General features: G+C 70.4%; 18 protein-coding genes and 1 riboswitch. Of the genes, 6 read left to right on the top strand and 12 right to left on the bottom strand.

Annotation, left to right across the window (positions count from 1 at the left end; all coding sequences use genetic code 11):
* Positions 1-5 precede the first annotated feature (5 nt).
* The 6 genes from H295_RS0128625 (at position 6) to H295_RS0128600 (ending at position 6,228) form a co-directional block, all read left to right on the top strand.
* Positions 6-1,370, top strand: a complete 1,365-nt coding sequence (locus H295_RS0128625; protein ID WP_020138786.1) for an aspartate aminotransferase family protein — start codon at positions 6-8, stop codon at positions 1,368-1,370.
* A 201-nt stretch (positions 1,371-1,571) separates the two neighbouring features.
* Complete coding sequence (locus H295_RS0128620) at positions 1,572-2,312, top strand: ABC transporter ATP-binding protein (RefSeq protein ID WP_020138785.1); 741 nt, start codon at positions 1,572-1,574, stop codon at positions 2,310-2,312.
* Positions 2,294-3,688, top strand: a complete 1,395-nt coding sequence (locus H295_RS0128615; RefSeq protein ID WP_020138784.1) for a hypothetical protein — start codon at positions 2,294-2,296, stop codon at positions 3,686-3,688. Before H295_RS0128620 ends, H295_RS0128615 begins: the two co-directional genes overlap by 19 nt.
* Positions 3,689-3,795: 107 nt before the next feature.
* Positions 3,796-4,215, top strand: a complete 420-nt coding sequence (locus H295_RS0128610; protein WP_020138783.1) for a VOC family protein — start codon at positions 3,796-3,798, stop codon at positions 4,213-4,215.
* 36 nt (positions 4,216-4,251) lie between these two features.
* On the top strand, positions 4,252-5,373 hold the full coding sequence (locus H295_RS0128605) for an LOG family protein (RefSeq protein ID WP_020138782.1): 1,122 nt from the start codon (positions 4,252-4,254) through the stop codon (positions 5,371-5,373).
* Between the two features lie 147 nt (positions 5,374-5,520).
* A complete protein-coding gene (locus tag H295_RS0128600; RefSeq protein WP_020138781.1) occupies positions 5,521-6,228 on the top strand; it encodes an LAETG motif-containing sortase-dependent surface protein in 708 nt (235 codons plus the stop codon).
* Between the two features lie 115 nt (positions 6,229-6,343).
* On the opposite strand, the gene H295_RS0128595 is transcribed toward H295_RS0128600, so the two are convergent.
* From H295_RS0128595 to frr, 12 genes are all read right to left on the bottom strand, one after another.
* Positions 6,344-7,132: a maleylpyruvate isomerase family mycothiol-dependent enzyme gene (locus H295_RS0128595; protein ID WP_020138780.1), complete on the bottom strand. Its 789-nt coding sequence runs from the start codon at positions 7,130-7,132 to the stop codon at positions 6,344-6,346.
* Between the two features lie 24 nt (positions 7,133-7,156).
* Positions 7,157-8,179, bottom strand: coding sequence for an ABC transporter ATP-binding protein (locus tag H295_RS0128590; RefSeq protein WP_020138779.1), 1,023 nt, complete (start codon positions 8,177-8,179; stop codon positions 7,157-7,159).
* Positions 8,179-9,780, bottom strand: a complete 1,602-nt coding sequence (locus H295_RS0128585; protein ID WP_020138778.1) for an ABC transporter permease — start codon at positions 9,778-9,780, stop codon at positions 8,179-8,181. The genes H295_RS0128590 and H295_RS0128585 overlap by 1 nt, the downstream gene beginning before the upstream one ends.
* Positions 9,781-9,812: 32 nt before the next feature.
* Positions 9,813-10,898, bottom strand: a complete 1,086-nt coding sequence (locus H295_RS0128580) for a thiamine ABC transporter substrate-binding protein (RefSeq protein ID WP_020138777.1) — start codon at positions 10,896-10,898, stop codon at positions 9,813-9,815.
* Positions 10,895-11,002: riboswitch (TPP riboswitch) on the bottom strand. (Overlaps the previous gene by 4 nt.)
* A 23-nt stretch (positions 11,003-11,025) precedes the next feature.
* Positions 11,026-12,132 (bottom strand): 23S rRNA (adenine(2503)-C(2))-methyltransferase RlmN, encoded by a 1,107-nt coding sequence (gene rlmN, locus H295_RS0128575; protein ID WP_020138776.1) that lies wholly within the window; start codon positions 12,130-12,132, stop codon positions 11,026-11,028.
* A 170-nt stretch (positions 12,133-12,302) separates the two neighbouring features.
* On the bottom strand, positions 12,303-12,884 hold the full coding sequence (locus H295_RS47260; RefSeq protein WP_158691067.1) for a hypothetical protein: 582 nt from the start codon (positions 12,882-12,884) through the stop codon (positions 12,303-12,305).
* 166 nt (positions 12,885-13,050) lie between these two features.
* Complete coding sequence (locus H295_RS0128570) at positions 13,051-13,299, bottom strand: hypothetical protein (RefSeq protein WP_020138775.1); 249 nt, start codon at positions 13,297-13,299, stop codon at positions 13,051-13,053.
* Between the two features lie 24 nt (positions 13,300-13,323).
* The gene (locus H295_RS0128565; protein WP_020138774.1) at positions 13,324-13,572 is read right to left on the bottom strand and encodes a hypothetical protein; all 249 of its coding nucleotides are present in this window, start codon (positions 13,570-13,572) and stop codon (positions 13,324-13,326) included.
* Positions 13,569-14,693 (bottom strand): WXG100 family type VII secretion target, encoded by a 1,125-nt coding sequence (locus tag H295_RS0128560; protein ID WP_028809836.1) that lies wholly within the window; start codon positions 14,691-14,693, stop codon positions 13,569-13,571. Before H295_RS0128560 ends, H295_RS0128565 begins: the two co-directional genes overlap by 4 nt.
* Positions 14,690-15,019: a WXG100 family type VII secretion target gene (locus H295_RS0128555; protein ID WP_234021699.1), complete on the bottom strand. Its 330-nt coding sequence runs from the start codon at positions 15,017-15,019 to the stop codon at positions 14,690-14,692. The genes H295_RS0128560 and H295_RS0128555 overlap by 4 nt, the downstream gene beginning before the upstream one ends.
* A gap of 210 nt (positions 15,020-15,229) precedes the next feature.
* A complete protein-coding gene (locus tag H295_RS0128550) occupies positions 15,230-16,387 on the bottom strand; it encodes a phosphatidate cytidylyltransferase (protein ID WP_043218098.1) in 1,158 nt (385 codons plus the stop codon).
* Positions 16,387-16,944: a ribosome recycling factor gene (frr, locus tag H295_RS0128545; RefSeq protein WP_020138771.1), complete on the bottom strand. Its 558-nt coding sequence runs from the start codon at positions 16,942-16,944 to the stop codon at positions 16,387-16,389. The genes H295_RS0128550 and frr overlap by 1 nt, the downstream gene beginning before the upstream one ends.

The raw sequence follows: 16,944 nt of genomic DNA, 5'->3' as shown, positions 1-16,944 counted from the left end.
TAACCGTGAGCTCCAAGGACCTCAGCCGCACCGCGTACGACCACCTGTGGATGCACTTCACCCGCATGTCGTCGTACGAGAACTCCCCGGTCCCGACCATCGTCCGGGGCGAGGGCACCTACATCTACGACGACAAGGGCAAGCGCTACCTCGACGGCCTCGCGGGCCTGTTCGTGGTGCAGGCCGGTCACGGCCGCACGGAACTCGCCGAGGCCGCCTTCAAGCAGGGGCAGGACCTGGCGTTCTTCCCGGTGTGGTCCTATGCCCACCCGAAGGCCGTCGAACTCGCGGAGCGCCTCGCGCAGCACGCGCCCGGCGACCTCAACAAGGTCTTCTTCACCACCGGCGGCGGCGAGGCGGTCGAGACCGCCTGGAAGCTCGCCAAGCAGTACTTCAAGCTCACCGGCAAGCCGACCAAGCACAAGGTCATCTCCCGCGCGGTCGCCTACCACGGCACCCCGCAGGGCGCCCTGTCCATCACCGGCCTGCCGGCCCTCAAGGCCCCCTTCGAGCCGCTGGTCCCGGGCGCCCACAAGGTCCCGAACACCAACATCTACCGCGCCCCGCTGTTCGGCGACGACCCGGAGGCCTTCGGCCGCTGGGCCGCCGACCAGATCGAGCAGCAGATCCTCTTCGAGGGCCCGGACACGGTCGCCGCGGTCTTCCTGGAGCCCGTGCAGAACGCGGGCGGCTGCTTCCCGCCCCCGCCCGGCTACTTCCAGCGGGTGCGCGAGATCTGCGACCAGTACGACGTCCTGCTGGTCTCCGACGAGGTCATCTGCGCCTTCGGCCGCCTGGGCACGATGTTCGCCTGCGACAAGTTCGACTACGTCCCGGACATGATCACCTGCGCCAAGGGCATGACCTCGGGCTACTCCCCGATCGGCGCCTGCATCATCTCCGACCGCCTGGCCGAGCCGTTCTACAAGGGCGACAACACCTTCCTGCACGGCTACACCTTCGGCGGCCACCCCGTGTCTGCCGCGGTGGGCCTCGCCAACCTCGACCTGTTCGAGCGCGAGAACCTCAACCAGCACGTCCTGGACAACGAGGGCGCCTTCCGCTCGACGCTGGAGAAGCTGCACGACCTGCCGATCGTCGGCGACGTCCGCGGCAACGGCTTCTTCTACGGCATCGAGCTCGTCAAGGACAAGACGACCAAGGAGTCCTTCAACGACGAGGAGACCGAGCGCGTCCTGTACGGCTTCCTCTCCAAGGCCCTGTACGACAACGGCCTGTACTGCCGTGCCGACGACCGCGGCGACCCGGTCGTCCAGCTCGCCCCGCCGCTGATCTCCGACCAGGGGACCTTCGACGAGATCGAGCAGATCCTGCGCGCGACCCTCACCGAGGCCTGGACGAAGCTCTAGCCGTCGGCGGTCCGACCGCATATCCGGCTTATACGGCCCGGGGTGCGCCCGTCCGAGTGACAGGCGCCCACCCCGGGCCGTGTGCTGTACGGCGTCCCGCCCCCGTCTCCTTAGCGTGCCTGGTAACCGATCGGCCCTGTCTTCGTTCCCCCGCACGGGGGATCAGCACGGCACTACGGATCTGATACGAGGTGTACGCCCATGGAGGCCCCGCCCGACAACGACGTGCTCTGGGCACGCTCCCTGCACTTCACCCACCGCGACGGCTCGCCGGCGCTCCAGGGCGTCTCCCTCGGAGTGCGCGAGGGCGAGATCCTCGCCGTGAGCGGCCCGCGCGGCAGCGGCAAGACCGCGCTGCTGAGATGCCTGTCGGGGCTCACCCCGGCCCAGCGCGGCGAGGTCTGGTTCAACAGCGCGCCCGTGCACACCATGGGCCCGATGACCCGGGAGCGGCTGCGCCGGGACCGCTTCGGCTGGATCGACCCGGCCCCGGTGCTCGTCCCGGAGCTCAACGCCTGGGAGAACGCGGCCCTGCCCCTCATGCTGCGCGGCACCGGCCGCCGGCGGGCCCGGACGGCCGCGCTGGAGTGGCTGGAGCGCCTCGACATCGGCGACCGCACCCGCAGGCGCCCGCACGAGCTGACCCAGTCCGAGCGCCAGCGCGTGTGCATCGCCCGCGCCCTGGCCCCGGCCCCGTCGGTGCTGTTCGCGGACGAGCCGACGGCCCCGTTGCACCGAGCGGACCGCGGCCACGTCCTGCGCACGCTCACCACTGCGGCCCGCTCGCACGGCATCACCGTGGTCCTGGCGACGCACGACACCGACACCGCTGCGCTGGCGGACCGTACCGTCACCCTCCTGGACGGCCGCCGGGTCAACACCGTGCACCTGCCCCCGATGGCCGACCCGGAAGGCCGTACCGCGTGCTCGCTCTCCGTCTGACCCGGGGCGCCCGTCCCGCCGTACAGCTGCGCCGCCTGCTGGTGGCCCTGGCGTCGGCGGGCACGGGCTTCCTCCTCCTGTGCACCCTCGGCCACGCGATGAGCCACCCCGCGGACCCGTCCGGTTCCCTGCTGCGGCTGGCCTGGTGCCTGACCCCGCTGGCCGCCACGGTCCATCTCGCCCTGGCGGTGGCCCGCACCGATCCGGGCACCCGTCCCCGCCCCGGCCTCGCGGCGATCGGCCTGGGCCCGGCCCGTCTGATGGCCGTGTCGGCGGCGACCACGGCCCTGTCCAGCCTGCTCGGCTCGATGCTGGCCCTGCTGTTCTTCCTCCACCTGCGCGGCGACCTGACGGGCATGCCCTTCGACGGAGCGGCGGCGGACTTCCTGGCCGCGGGCTCCCCGCTGCCCCTGCCGGCCGCCCTGACCCTGCTGGCCCTGGTCCCGGCGATCGCGTCGGTGACGGTGGCGCTCGTCCTGCGCCCCCGGGACGACCGGCCGGCGTCGGCGAGGAGGGAAGCACGGTCGTACGGCCGCTTCGGGGCGTACGGCCGGACCACGGCGAGGGAGCCGTTCGGAGCGTACGGCCGTTTCCGCGCGCGTCTGGGCGCGGGAGAACCCGGAGACGGGGCCAAGGCCACTGCCGCCGCCGTGGCGGAGGAGCGGCGCCCGGCTCTCGACGACGGCACCGCCCTCCCCCTGGCGCACGGCCACGGCGATCTTGCGCCCGGCCACGGCGGTGCCCTGGACGGCACCCTCCCAGCGGCCCCCGAGGAAGCTCCCAAGGGCCTGCCCTGGGGGATCGCCGTGCTCGCCGCCGGCCTGGCGGTGGAGGCCTACGCCCACCGCACCGCCGGCTCCGCCCACACCCCGCTCCCCGCCGGCCTCACCGGAGCCCCCTCCGTCCTGGTCGGCTGGCTGCTCACCGCCGTGGGTCTCGCGGTGGCCGGCCCCGGCCTCACCCACCTGTGCGGTCGCCTCCTCCAGTCGACCCGGCCCGGTGCCCTGCGCCTCCTCGCGGGCCGCGTCCTGATGGCGGAGGCCACCCGCATCGGCCGCCCCCTCGGTGTCGTGTGCGCGGTGGCCTCCGGGACCTACGCGATGGCCCTGCTGTACGACCCCACCGGACCCGAGGTCGGCCCCCTCACCACCGTCGGGGTGCTCCTGGTGACCGGCTGCACGCTCGCCACGCTCCTCACGGCCGCCGTCGAGGCGAAGCAGGCGAGGTCGGACACGACCGCCGCCCTCCTGCGGCTCGGCGCGCCCGCCACGATGCTCCGCAGCGCGGCGGCCCTGCGCGCCGGTGCCCTGCTGGCCCTGTTCGGCCCGCTCACCCTGGTCGTGGCCGAGCTGGCGGCGCTCCCGCTGACGCCATAGCCGAAGGCCACCGAACGCCGCCGAGAAAATCTCTCCCCCACCGATGAGTTCCGCCGCACCCGCCCGTCTACCCCCCGTATCGCACGTACCCGATGGGAGAGATTCCGATGACCGCTCCGGCCTACCAGCAGATGATCTTCGTCAACCTGCCCGTGAACGACCTCGACGCATCGAAGAAGTTCTACACGGAGCTCGGTTACACGCTCAACGAACAGTTCAGCGATGACAAGGCGGCCTCTGTCGTGATCAGCGAGACCATCGTCGCGATGCTGCTCACCAAGCCGTTCTACGCGACCTTCACCAAGAAGGAGATCGCGGACCCGACGAAGTCCAGTCAGGTGCTGCTCTGTCTGAGCGCCGAGAGCCGCGCCAAGGTGGACGAGCTGGTCGAGAAGGCGGTCGCCGCGGGCGGCACGGCCAACGACGACGTCCAGGACCAGGGCTTCATGTACGGCCGTTCCTTCGACGACCTCGACGGCCACGGCTGGGAGGTCGTGTGGATGGACCCGGCGGCGATCCAGGGCTGAACCCGGGGCCGGAACCCGGCGTGCGAGCATGGGCGGGTGCAGACGAGCCCCGCCCACGCGGCACACCACGACGACCGTGAGATCGAGACGCTGGAGGAGTTCGACGCGGTCGTCTCGGCCCGCGGCGCGCTGACCGGATTCCGCGTCCAGGCGGTCGATCTGACCGACCGGACAAGGGAGTTGCTGGCCACCGACACCGCGGGCACCGTCTTCCTCGGCTGCCCCATGCGGGAGAACGCGGCGGCGAAGATCCGCCACGACGGGGCCCTGGTCTTCCCGCCCGTGCCGGGCCTCCCCTTCGATCCCTACCGCGGCCTCCTCTACTCCCCCGACGAACTCTTCGACGGGCTGGACAAGGGCTACGAACAGACCCCGGACGCCCTCGCCTACGCCTGGTTCCAGCGCACCAAGGCCGACCGCGACATATACGCGTCGACCCTGCGCGCGGTCCACGACGACGCCGTCTCCGACGCCCTCGACGAACTGCTGCCCGGCGCGCGGGTCGTGGGGGTGATGGGCGGCCACGCGATGGCGCGCGGGACCGAGGAGTACGTCGGCGCCGCCCGCCTCGGGCGTGAACTGGCCCGCGCGGGGCTCACCGTGGCCACCGGCGGCGGACCGGGCGCGATGGAGGCGGCCAACCTCGGCGCCTACGCGGCCCCCTTCGAGGACGCCATGCTGGAGGAGGCCTGCGAACTCCTCGGCGCGGCACCCTCGTTCACGCCCTCGATCACCGACTGGGCGCGCGCCGCGTTCGAGGTCCGCGCCCGCTGGCCCCGCGGCGGCGGTTCGGTCGGCATCCCCACCTGGTTCTACGGCCACGAGCCGCCCAACGCCTTCGCGTCGCACATCGCCAAGTACTTCGCCAACGCCACCCGCGAGGACGGCCTGCTGGCCCGCTGCAACGCCGGGGTGGTCTTCCTGCCGGGCGCCGCCGGGACCGTGCAGGAGATCTTCGACAACGCGACACCCAACTACTACGAGTCGCGCGGCGAACCTACCCCGATGGTCCTCGTGAACCGAGCGCACTGGACGGAGCGGCTGCCGACCTGGCCATTGCTCCAGGCGCTCGCGCGGGAGCGCTCAATGGAGGCCCGAATCGCCCTGGTTGACCGGATCGAGGAGGTGCCGGGAGCGCTGAAACGTCTCGCTGTGTAATAAGAAGGTAAAGCCAACGGGTATAGGGTGCCTACACGTTGACACTACTTATGCAGCGCTTATAGACCTGTGAGACTCGTGGGGACGGTGATGACACATCACCATCCCGTCCACCCCCCGCATTTGCGCACCCCGTGAAGGACGAACGTGGCATTCACGCCCATATCCCGCCGTACCTCCCGCGCCGCGCGCTTCCTCGGCGTCGCCGCCGCCTCGACCGCGATCGTGCTCGGCGCCTCCAGCAACGCCCTTGCCTGCAACATCAAGGAGTTCTCCGCCGAGGCCAAGTGTGACGGCACGCAGGGCGTCATCAGCGTCACGGACGTGGACCGGACCGGCGTCGAGGCGACCGTCTCCGTGTACCTTCAGAGCAACGGCGGCGACGCCAAGAAGGTCGGCGAGAAGACGGTGAAGGGCTCCAAGAAGGGCACCACCATCACCTTCGAGGAGGACTGGGCGCCCAACGCCGAGTACCGCATCCACGTCGAGGCCCTGCCCTACATCCAGGGCGAGAACATCACGCCCAACCTGATCACCCCGGCGACCGCCTGCAAGACCGAGGACACGCCGACCCCGACGCCCACGCCCACGCCCACCCCGTCGGACTCCGCCAGCACTCCGGCCGAGGACACCCCGACCCCGTCCGCGACCCCCTCGGCCTCGGAGGGCACCACCGCTCCGGCCACTGTCGAGAGCAACGCCCCGTCGGCCGCGGTCGGCGACTCCAACCTCGCCGAGACCGGCGCCAACTCCAACACCGGCCTGATCGCCGGCATCGCGATCGCGCTCGTGGCGATCGGCGGCGGCGCGGTCTTCTTCGGCCTGCGCCGTCGTGGAGCGAGCAGCTCCCGCTGACGCGCACACAGCAGTACGGCGGCCCGCTCCCTCAACGGGGGCGGGCCGCCGCCTTGTTCGTCGGAACCCTTTTCACCGGAGACCCTGCTCACCGGGTGGTCCGCCAGGCTCCGGTTCACCCGAAACTCGCCCGCTCCAGCCAGAACTCCAGCAGCTTCCGCTCGCCGAGCACCTCCAACCGGGGGCTGTCCAGCGGCAGTCGGCGGTAGAAGGCGAGCATGACGGAGGTCAGCGGCCCGCGCAGGGCGACGGTCGCCTTCTCGTGCCCGCGTCGCCAGTCGATGACGTCCTCGGTTAACCGGATCAGCCACTCCGCGTCCAGTTCCGCGCCCGTGTCGGTGGCGTGCAGATGGATGCTGCGCCCCGGGCCCCGCAGCTCCCGTGACTCGTCGTCCGGCATGGTCCGCTGCGCGAACTCCACGATCTCGAGCCACTCGTCGATGGCGTCGGCGGCAATCTCCGGGGCGACCTCATAGGGCTGGCCGGCGGCGAGCGTGGCATCGGCACGGTGGACGGTCAGCTCGTGGACCATCCGCCGGGCCCAGAACCCGGAGGTCGGAACCCCGGCCCAGGACCACACCCCGGTGTCCGGTCCGGCCTCCCGCAGCGTGGCGACGAGTGCGTCACCGGTCTCGGCGAGCCACGCGTCGAGCTCACCCGCGTCCTCGGGCCCCTCCCCCAACCGCACCTGGTCCTCGGGCACTTCCTCCTGGACCCGGGTCCGCACCATCAGCTCCACCCAGCGCAGGGCGCCCCCGGTGTGCCGCACCAGTTGCTCCAACGACCAGTCCGGACAGGTCGGCACGGTCACCGACAGATCGGCCCCGGAGGTCACCACGGCCCTCAACAGACCCACCTGGTGGGCGATCTCGTCGCAGTAGCGGTCGTGCGTGAGCAGCGTCATGCCGGGCACTGTAGGTCGCCCTCGTCAGCCGAGCACCACAATTTCGGCGGCATCGAACCCCACCCCCACCGCGTCCCCGACCTCCGGCGCCTCGCGCAGGGCGCACGCGGCTTCCAGGCGGGGTCCGTCGTCCGCGGGTTGCAGGTGCACGGCGACATGGGTGCCCTTGAAGGTGCGTGCGGCGACCGTGCAGGGCAGCCCCTCGTCGGCCGGCACCAGTCGCACGCCCGCGGGGCGCACCAGCACGCTCCGGACTCCCTGCGCGGCCCCTGGCGGCACCGGGACCTTGCCCCACACCGTGTCCGCGGCCTCGCCGGTGACGGTCCCCTCCACCACGTTCTCGAAGCCGAGGAAACGGGCCACGAACTCGTCCACCGGCCGCTGCCACACCTCCAGCGGCGTACCGGACTGGGCGATCCGTCCGTCCCGCATCACCACGACCCGGTCGGCGAGCGCGAAGGCCTCGCTCTGGTCGTGGGTGACCGCGAGCACCGTGGTGCCCAACCGCCCGAACAGCTCCCGCAGTTCGACGACGAGCCGCTCCCGCAGCGAACGGTCCAGCTGCCCGAGCGGCTCGTCGAGCATCAGCAGCCGGGGCCGGGGAGCCAGCGCCCGGGCCAGCGCGACCCGCTGCTGCTCACCGCCGGAGAGCGAGGCGACGGCCCGGCGGGCGGCGCCCGGCAGCCCGACGAGGTCGAGCAACTCCCGCACCCGCTCAGCCTGCTGCGCCTTGGGGACGTCACGCATCCGGAGTCCGAAGGCCACGTTGGCGCCCACGTCCCGCTGCGGGAACAGCTGGTGGTCCTGGAACATCAGGCCCACCCCGCGCCGGTGCGCGGGCACCCCGGACTGGTCCCGCCCGTCGAGCGACACCCGCCCTCCGTCGAGCGGTTGCAGGCCGGCCACCGCCCGCAGCAGCGTCGACTTGCCGCTGCCGCTCGGTCCCAGCACGCACACGACCTCGTGCTCGGCGACATCGAGCCCGACCCCGTCGAGCACGGCCCGCCCGCCGAACCGTACCGTCGCCTCCGCTAGGCTCAGCAGCATCAGAACTCCCCGGTCCGGTCGGTCCGCAGCCGTTCGAGGACCAGCAGCGCCACCGCGCACACGATCATCAGGATGGTCGAGAGGGCCATCGCCTGGCCGTAGTTGAGGTCACCGGCACGGCCCAGCAGCCGGGCCACGGCGACCGGCAGGGTCGGGTTGTCGGGCCGTGCGATGAAGACGGTCGCCCCGAACTCGCCCAGCGACACGGCGAACGCGAACCCCGCCGCGATCAGCAGCGCCCGCCGCACCATGGGCAGGTCGACCTCCCGCCACACCCGCCAGGGCGCGGCCCCGAGCACGGCCGCGGCCTCCCGCAGCCGGTGGTCCACCGCCCGCAGCACGGGCAGCATGGTCCGTACGACGAACGGCACCCCGACCAGCGCCTGCGCGAGCGGCACCAGGATCCAGGACTGTCGGAGGTCCAGCGGCGGCTCGTCGAGGGAGATCAGGAACCCGAAGCCGACGGTCACCGCGGACACCCCGAGCGGCAGCATCAGCAGCGCGTCGAAGCCCCGTACCCATCGCCCCGCGTCCCGTCGCGTCAGCGCGGCCGCCGCGAGCCCTCCGACCACCACCGCGATGACGGTCGCGGCGAGGGCGTACTCCAGCGAGTTCCCGATCGCCTCGATCGGCGCGACGAGGAAGACCCCGCCGTCGCTGTGGGTGAGCGCCCGGTAGTAGCCGAAGTCGGGGGCGCCGAGGGAGCGTTGCACCAGCACGGCGAGCGGCAGCACCAGGAGGACGGCGACGACCGCGAGGACCCCGGCCAGCAGCGCCCACTCCCCCGCGCCGCGCGGCCGCCGGGCGGTGACGGACGCGTCCACGAGCCGGAGCGCGCTCTCCCTGCGCCGTACGGTCCACGCGTGCAGGGCGAGGACCGCGCCCACGGCCACGAACTGGATGATCGTCAGCACGGCGGCCGTGGAGAGGTCGAAGATCTCGGAGGTCTGGCGGTAGATCTCCACCTCGAGGGTGGAGAACGTGGGGCCGCCGAGGATCTGGACCACACCGAAGGAGGTGAAGGTGAACAGGAAGACCATCAGCGCGGCGGCGGCCACGGCGGGCCCGAGCGCGGGGAGGGTGACCTTGCGCCAGGCGGTGAGCGGGGACGCGCCCAGCATCCGCGCGGCCTCCTCCTGCCGGGGGTCCAGCTGCGCCCACAGTCCGCCGACGGTCCGTACGACGACCGCGTAGTTGAAGAAGACGTGCGCGAGCAGGATCGCCCACACGGTGGTGTCCAGCCGTACGCCCCACCACTCGTCCAGCAACCCGCCCCGGCCGACCAGGGCCAGGAAGGCCGTACCGACCACGACGGTCGGCAGCACGAAGGGCACGGTGACCACGGCCCGCAGGATCTGCTTGCCGGGGAAGTCGAAGCGCGCGAAGACGTACGCGCCGGGGAGCGCGACCAGCAGCGTGAGCGCGGTGGAGACGAGCGCCTGCCAGGTGGTGAACCACAGGACGTGCCGGATGTCCGGCTGACCGAGAACGTCGGTGATCCGGCCGAACTGCCAGCTCCCGTCCGTGTCGAGGCCACGCCTGACGATCGCGGCGACGGGCAAGGCGAAGAAGACGGCGAAGAACGCGACGGGCACGGCCATCAGGCCGAGCCGTGCCGCCGCGCCCCTCCGGCTCACCTGAGGACGAGCGAGGTCCACGACTTGACCCAGTCGTCACGGTGTTCGGCGATCCTGGCCGGGTCCATGGTCTCGGGATCCTTGGCCTGCGGACCGTACTTCGTGAACTCGGCCGGCACCTGGGCGCCCTGCACGACCGGGTAGACGAACATGTTGAGCGGCATGTCCTGCTGGAACTCCTTGGTGAGCAGGAAGTCCAGGAACGCCTTGCCACCCTTGGTGTTCTTGGCGTTGCTGAGCAGCCCCGCGTACTCGATCTGCCGGAAGCAGGTGCCGTCGGCGACTCCGGTGGGCGCGGTGGCCGGCTTCGGGTCGGCGTAGATCACCTCGGCGGGCGGCGAGGAGGCGTAGGAGACGACGAGCGGCCGGTCGGCCTTGGCCTTCTTGCCGCCGGCCGACCCGGAGAACTCCTCGTTGTAGGCCTGCTCCCAGCCGTCGACGACCTTGACGCCGTTGGCCTTGAGCTTCTTCCAGTAGCCCTGCCAGCCCTCGTCCCCGTACTTCGCGGCGGACCCGAGGAGGAAGCCGAGGCCCGGGGAGGAGGTGGAGGCGTTCTCGGTGACGAGGAGGTTCTTGTAGGCGGGCTTGACCAGGTCGTCGTACGACGTCGGCGGCTGGAGCTTGTGCTCGCTGAACCACGCCTTGTCGTAGTTGACGCAGATGTCGCCGGTGTCGATGGGCGTGACCTTGTCCCCGTCGACGCGGTACCCCGCCTTGATGGTGCCGGCGCCCTTCGCCTCGTACGGCTGGAAGAGGCCGTTGTCGAGCGCCCGGGAGAGCAGGGTGTTGTCGACGCCGAAGAAGACGTCTCCCTGCGGGTTGTCCTTGGTGAGGATGGCCTTGTTGACGGCCTGCCCGGCGTCGCCGTCCTCCAGGACCTTCACCTTGTAGCCGGACTTCTTCTCGAAGTCGGCGAGGACGCCCTTGGAGACGGCCCAGGAGTCGTGGCTGACGAGGGTGACGGTCTTGGAGCCGGTGCTGCCGGAGCCGGAGGAGGAGTCGGAGGAGGACGAGGACCCGCACGCGGACAGCGTGACGAGACCGAGGCCCACGACGGCAGCGAAAAGCTTCTTGTTGTTCACGGTGATGACCGAACTTCCTACCCAGAATGACCTGGGCGAGGTTCAGAGGGTCTGCGGCCCGGTTGCCGCACTCTCAGCGCTGTTGCGCTCCCCTGTCGGATATGAAGGTGTACGTACAGTCGCCAGACTACCGCTCGGTGGCCGCGAGCTGGCCACAGGCCCCGTCGATCTCCTGGCCGCGGGTGTCCCGGACGGTCACCGGCACGCCGTGCGCGGCGATCGCCTCGACGAAGGCCTTCTCGTCCTCGGGCCGCGAGGCGGTCCACTTGGAGCCCGGGGTCGGGTTCAGCGGAATCAGGTTCACGTGCACGGGCTTGCCCCGGAGCAGCCGGCCGAGCCGGTCACCGCGCCAGGCCTGGTCGTTGATGTCCCGGATCAGCGCGTACTCGATGGAGAGCCGCCGCCCGCTCTTCTCGACGTACTCGAACCCGGCGTCGAGGACCTCGCGCACCTTCCACCGCGTGTTCACGGGGACGAGGGTGTCGCGCAGCTCGTCGTCAGGAGCGTGCAGGGAGATCGCGAGCCGGCACTTGAACCCTTCGTCGGCGAACCGGTGAATGGCGGGCACGAGCCCCACGGTGGACACGGTGATACCGCGCTGCGAGAGCCCGAGCCCGTCGGGGGCGGGGTCGGTGAGCGCGCGGATGGACTGCGTCACGCGCTTGTAGTTGGCGAGCGGCTCGCCCATGCCCATGAAGACGATGTTGGAGAGCCGCGCGGGCCCGCCCGGCACTTCCCCGTCCCGGAGCGCCCGCATGCCGTCGACGATCTGGTGCACGATCTCGGCGGTGGACAGGTTCCGGTCAAGACCGGCCTGCCCGGTGGCGCAGAACGGGCAGTTCATCCCGCAGCCGGCCTGCGAGCTGATGCACATGGTCACCCGGTCCGGGTACCGCATCAGCACGGACTCCACGAGCGTCCCGTCGAACAGCCGCCACAGCGTCTTGCGCGTGGTCCCCTGGTCGGTCGACAGATGCCGTACGACGGTCATCAGCTCGGGAAGCAGCGCCTCCCGGAGCTTCTCGCGCGAGCCGGCGGGGATGTCGGTCCACTCCGCGGGGTCGTGCGCGTACCGCGCGAAGTAGTGCTGCGAGAGCTGCTTGGCCCGAAAAGGCTTCTCCCCGATCCCGGCCACCACCTCCTTGCGCTCGACAGGAGTGAGGTCAGCGAGATGCCGCGGCGGCTTCTTGGCTCCGCGGGGGGCGACGAAAGTGAGTTCTCCGGGTGCAGGCATAACCCTTCCAGTGTGGCAGATCATCGCCGGGGGCCCAGGCCGGAGCGGGGTGGGGGTGGTCACCTGCGGGGGCCGACTGTTGGCGTCGGTCGGCTTCGGACGGCCCAGGGACGGCTCAGGGCGCTTGCTCTACGAGTGGAACAATTGCTCCGGGGGTGCGAATGGACACGCTATTCCGGAAAGGTGTTCAACCCATCGACAGCGATCGCTGAAGCAGCAGCGTGAACAAAAGCCAAGTACTCCGTGTGAAATTTCTGGCTCAACTCATTCAGCGAAGCTATTGCCTCCGGGGTACCACCGCCGTCGCGTCGGAACTGGACGAGGCACTCATGGACTTTAGCTTTGAATTCCAAGAACGCTACCCGGCAGTCCGCAGCTGCCTGCGTTACCTTTGGCGGTCCTTCGACAGCAACCTGTGCATAGCGATGGCCGTGAGAGTGGTCGTCCAAACGCGTGGAATCGTAGGCTTCCCGAGCAGCCCTCATCCTGTCTTCGAAGGCCGTGGGATATCTGTTTCCAGCAACGACCTGGAGGCTACTAGTGGCCGTGACTAGTTTGTTGTAATCCTTGATCACTTCCTCCGCGAGTGCGAGGTAGGCGACTTTCCTTGGCTCTCTGAGAATTCGCGCGTGTTCGGCCTGAAGCTGAGAGCGCGCTTGTGAGCGGGCCAGAAGTGCAGCCCCGATGCCTGCACCTCCAGTGCCTATAGCCCCTACGGCAGCACCCAGTACAGCTGCGAGCCCTGCATCCATTTCTGACATCCCATCTGACCCGCCATAAGGCTTGCCGGCGCCGGCCGTTCATCGGTTCCCTTCCTACGTTCGGGACCCATACCCACGACGGCGCCATCACATCTCGACCGGCCCACCACCACTGTCCCCAGCTCGCATCCCGTCTGTGTACGAACGACCTGGACGTTCAGAAGATCCACACGCCGAAGGCGGCGACCGCCAGGCCGGCGATCACGAAGCAGCCGCCGGTGAGGGTGACCGGCAGGATCTGGCCGCGTCGGCGGGAGGGATCCAGGCTCCGGTAGGTGCTGATCGCCGCGTACCCGCCGATCAGGGCGGCGGCCGTACCGGCCAGCAACAGCAGGTACCCGAAGAAGTCGGCCCACGTGAGGGGATGGTGCTGGCTGGGAGTGAACACGGCCGCGAGGAGGATCATCGACCCTCCCCTCGCTGTCCCGTCCTAGACCAGCGCGACACCGGCGTACCCGATCGCGAGCCCGACCGCGAGGATGAACGGTCCGATCACGAACGACCCCCATTTCCTCTCACCGGGGCCGCGCAGCAGCGTCACGGTCGCGTAGGCGCCGGTGACCGCGATCGCGCCCCCGAACACGAGCAGGAGGAACCCGAGGAACATGGCCCAGGTGTAGGGATGGTGCGGGGTCGGGGTCCACACCGCGGCAAGCGTCACGTAGCTCAGAGCCCTCACTGGTCCTTCTCGTCCTTCGCCAGTTGTTGAAGATCCGCCTCGATGCCGGAGCCGGCGGCGTACACGGTGGTGTTCAGGGTGGTGCCGACCGTGGTCGTGAACGCGTCGTCGGCGAGCCTGCCCCGGTCACTGAGGTGCTCGCCGCCCAGGCTGCCGTGTTGCTCCAGAGCATGGTTGACGCCGTGGTTCTGGGCGTTCCCGAAGGCCCCCGTGGCCGCGTTGGTCAGGGCGTCCTGGGCGGTCGCCGCGCCACTCGCACCGCCGACGGCGTCGGCCGTGTAACCGCCCGCCACGTTGCCGGCCGCACCGTTGAGCGTGGTGCCGAGGAGCCCCTCCCCCCGCAGAATGTCGCCTGCCGTTCCCGTGAGACGCGCTCCGACGGCGCCGGCGACCCCGCCGAACGCGGCTGTGCCGGCCGCGGCCCGGCTGCCGTAGGTGAGGTCGTCCCCGACGGTCACCGGCTGCCCGTGGGCCGCCTGGTTCAGCATCATGCTTCCCGAGTCGGCGACGAAGTTGGTGGCGAAGGTCCCCGTGAACCTGGCGGTGAAGCGCCCGAGCCCGGAGAGCAGTTTCACCAGGTTCGCCGCCTTTTCCGCGCTCAGCGCGTCGCAGCGCTCCAACAGCCCGGCCACGCGCTCCGCGGCCGAGGTGAACAGCCCGACCAGGTCCACGATCCTGGCGACCCGCGCCGCCACCGCCGTGTTCGCGACGAGGTCGGAGATGAAACCCGTGAAGAACGACAGCGCGACCCCGGCGATCTCCATCTCGGCGATCTCGACGCAGATGTCGATGATCTCCTTGTTGATCCCGTCGATCTCGTCGGCGTACGAGCGCAGCCCGTCGGCGACACGATGGAGGTTGGCGGCGACGTCCTGGACAACCTTCTTCTGCTCGCTCCAGTGCCGCTCGAAGGCATCCCGGGCGGCCCCGTGCCACCCCTGCCGGTCGACCCCGGCGATCGCGGAGTCCACGGCCCGTACGACATCCGTCAGCTCGGTGCCCATGGCGTCCCACGAGCGGGCGATCGCCCGGAGCGTGTCGCCGTCGCCGCCCGGTAGTTCCACACCGGCCGCCTGGAGGATCTCCAGGACCTTGCCGTCGATCCAGTCGTTGACGCTCACGGACGGCCGCCCGAGGCCGCGGAGTGCAGATACCCGAGGGCCGTCCGGTCGGAGTCCGCGTAGTGGGTGGCGTTCAGCCGCAGCCGGTCGCCGTCGCTCCTGAGCACGTCCGGAAGGTGTCCGAGCGCCTTGACGGTGTTCTCCAACAGCTGCCGGTACTTCTCCGACGCCCCGTCACAGATCCCCAGCAGCCCGAACGCCTGCCCTGTCTCCGCCGCGCTCCCCGAGAAAGACCCGAGGGGCCCTGCGAGCCCCGTCGCCTCCCGGTCGAACCTGCCCGCCAGATCCGTCAACGTCTCGGGGTCCACCCCGAACTGCTCGCTCATCCCGCTCCCCCGTTCGAAAACCGACGCGGCGGTCAGCATCCCGGACGAACTCGCGCGGAAACGGCCCTTTTTACGTATGCGAAGCAAGCCCTGACACACAATTTGCGCCACTCTGGCCTGCGCCTTGCCGGGCTTGGCGAAATGCAAAGAACCTACGACGCGGCCCCCGTCCTGAACAGGACGGGGGCCGGGAACGCCGTACGGGTGAAGTCAGCTCGACCCCACGAACAGCACCATCAGCAGCCACACCACCGGTGCCGTGGGCAGCAGCGAGTCCAGGCGGTCCATGATGCCGCCGTGGCCCGGCAGCAGGGTGCCCATGTCCTTGATGCCGAGGTCCCGCTTGATCATCGACTCGCCGAGGTCACCCAGCGTCGCGCTGGCCGCGACCGCGAGGCCGAGGAGCAGGCCCTGCCACCACGAGCCGTCGTCGATCAGGAACTGCATGCACAGCGCGCCCGCCGCCATCGCGAACGTCACTGCTCCGACCAGGCCCTCCCGGGTCTTGCCGGGGCTGATGCGCGGGGCGAGCTTGTGGGTGCCGAAGCGCCAGCCGACCGCGTACGCGCCGGTGTCGCTGACGACGGTCAGGAGCAGGAAGGTCAGAACCCGCAGCGCCCCGTCCTCGGCCGCCAGCATCATCGCGACGAAGGTGGCCAGGAACGGGACGTAGAACGCCGCGAAGACACCCGCCGTGACGTCCTTCAGGTAGCCCTCCGGCGGTTCCGTCATCCGCCAGACCAGGACCGCCAGCGCCGTGAGCGCCATGGCCACCCAAGCGCCCTCCGCGCCCCGGACGTACCCGGCGACGACCATCGCGGCCCCGCCGAGCGCCAGCGGCACCAGCGGCGCCTTGATGCCCTTGCGCTCCTGGAGCCTGCTGGTCAGCTCCCACAGACCCACCACGACGGCGACCGCTATCACGCCGACGAAGACTGCCTTGACGAAGAACAGGGAGGCGATGATCACCACACCGAGCCCGACGCCGACCCCTATGGCCGCGCCCAGATCCCGGCCCGCGCTCTTCTTCTGCGGCGCGGGCGCCGGCTGCGAGGCGTCGGGCATGGGCTCCGGATCCTGCTTCTGCGGCGCCGCGAAGGGCTGCGCCGGCGTGGTCTCGTCGCGGACGGTGGTGTCCCGGAACGTCTCGTCCCGGAACAAGGGACCGCTCAGCCGAGCGGCCCCCCTGTCGTCATCCTGGTCTCCGCCGTACGCGGGTCCGTCGGGCACGATGGGCATGGGGCGAGTGTGCTGCGCGTCATGCGCATCGTACGCGGGACCCGCCGGGGCAGCCCCCTGGACAGGCCCCTGGTCGGACGGCCCCCAGTACCCGGCGTGGGGCGGAGTCGCCCAGGAAGAGTCGTTCATCAGACCTCGAGCAGCTCCGCTTCCTTGTGCTTCAGGAGCTCGTCCACCTGGGCGACGTACTTGTGCGTCGCGTCGTCGAGCTCCTTCTCCGCACGGCGGCCCTCGTCCTCGCCGATCTCGCCGTCCTTGACGAGCTTGTCGATCGAGTCCTTGGCCTTGCGGCGGACCGAGCGGATGGACACCCGGGAGTCCTCGGCCTTGCCCTTGGCGACCTTGATGTAGTCGCGGCGGCGCTCCTCGGTGAGCTCGGGGAACACCACTCGGATGATGTTGCCGTCGTTGCTCGGGTTGACGCCCAGGTCGGAGTCGCGGATCGCCTGCTCGATGTTGCGCAGTGCGGTCTTGTCGAACGGGGTCACGACCGCCATGCGCGGTTCCGGCACGGAGAACGAGGCCAGCTGGTTGATCGGCGTCGGCGCGCCGTAGTAGTCGGCCACGATCTTGTTGAACATCGCCGGGTGCGCACGACCGGTACGGATCGCGGCGAAGTCCTCCTTGGCGACCACGACGGCCTTCTCCATCTTCTCCTCGGCCTCGAGGAGGGTCTCTTCGATCAC

It is taken from the genome of Streptomyces sp. 351MFTsu5.1, from assembly GCF_000383655.1.
GTDB lineage: Bacteria > Actinomycetota > Actinomycetes > Streptomycetales > Streptomycetaceae > Streptomyces > Streptomyces griseorubiginosus.
Note: the sequence above shows the minus strand (reverse complement) of the source record. Positions and strands in the feature narration are given on the sequence as shown.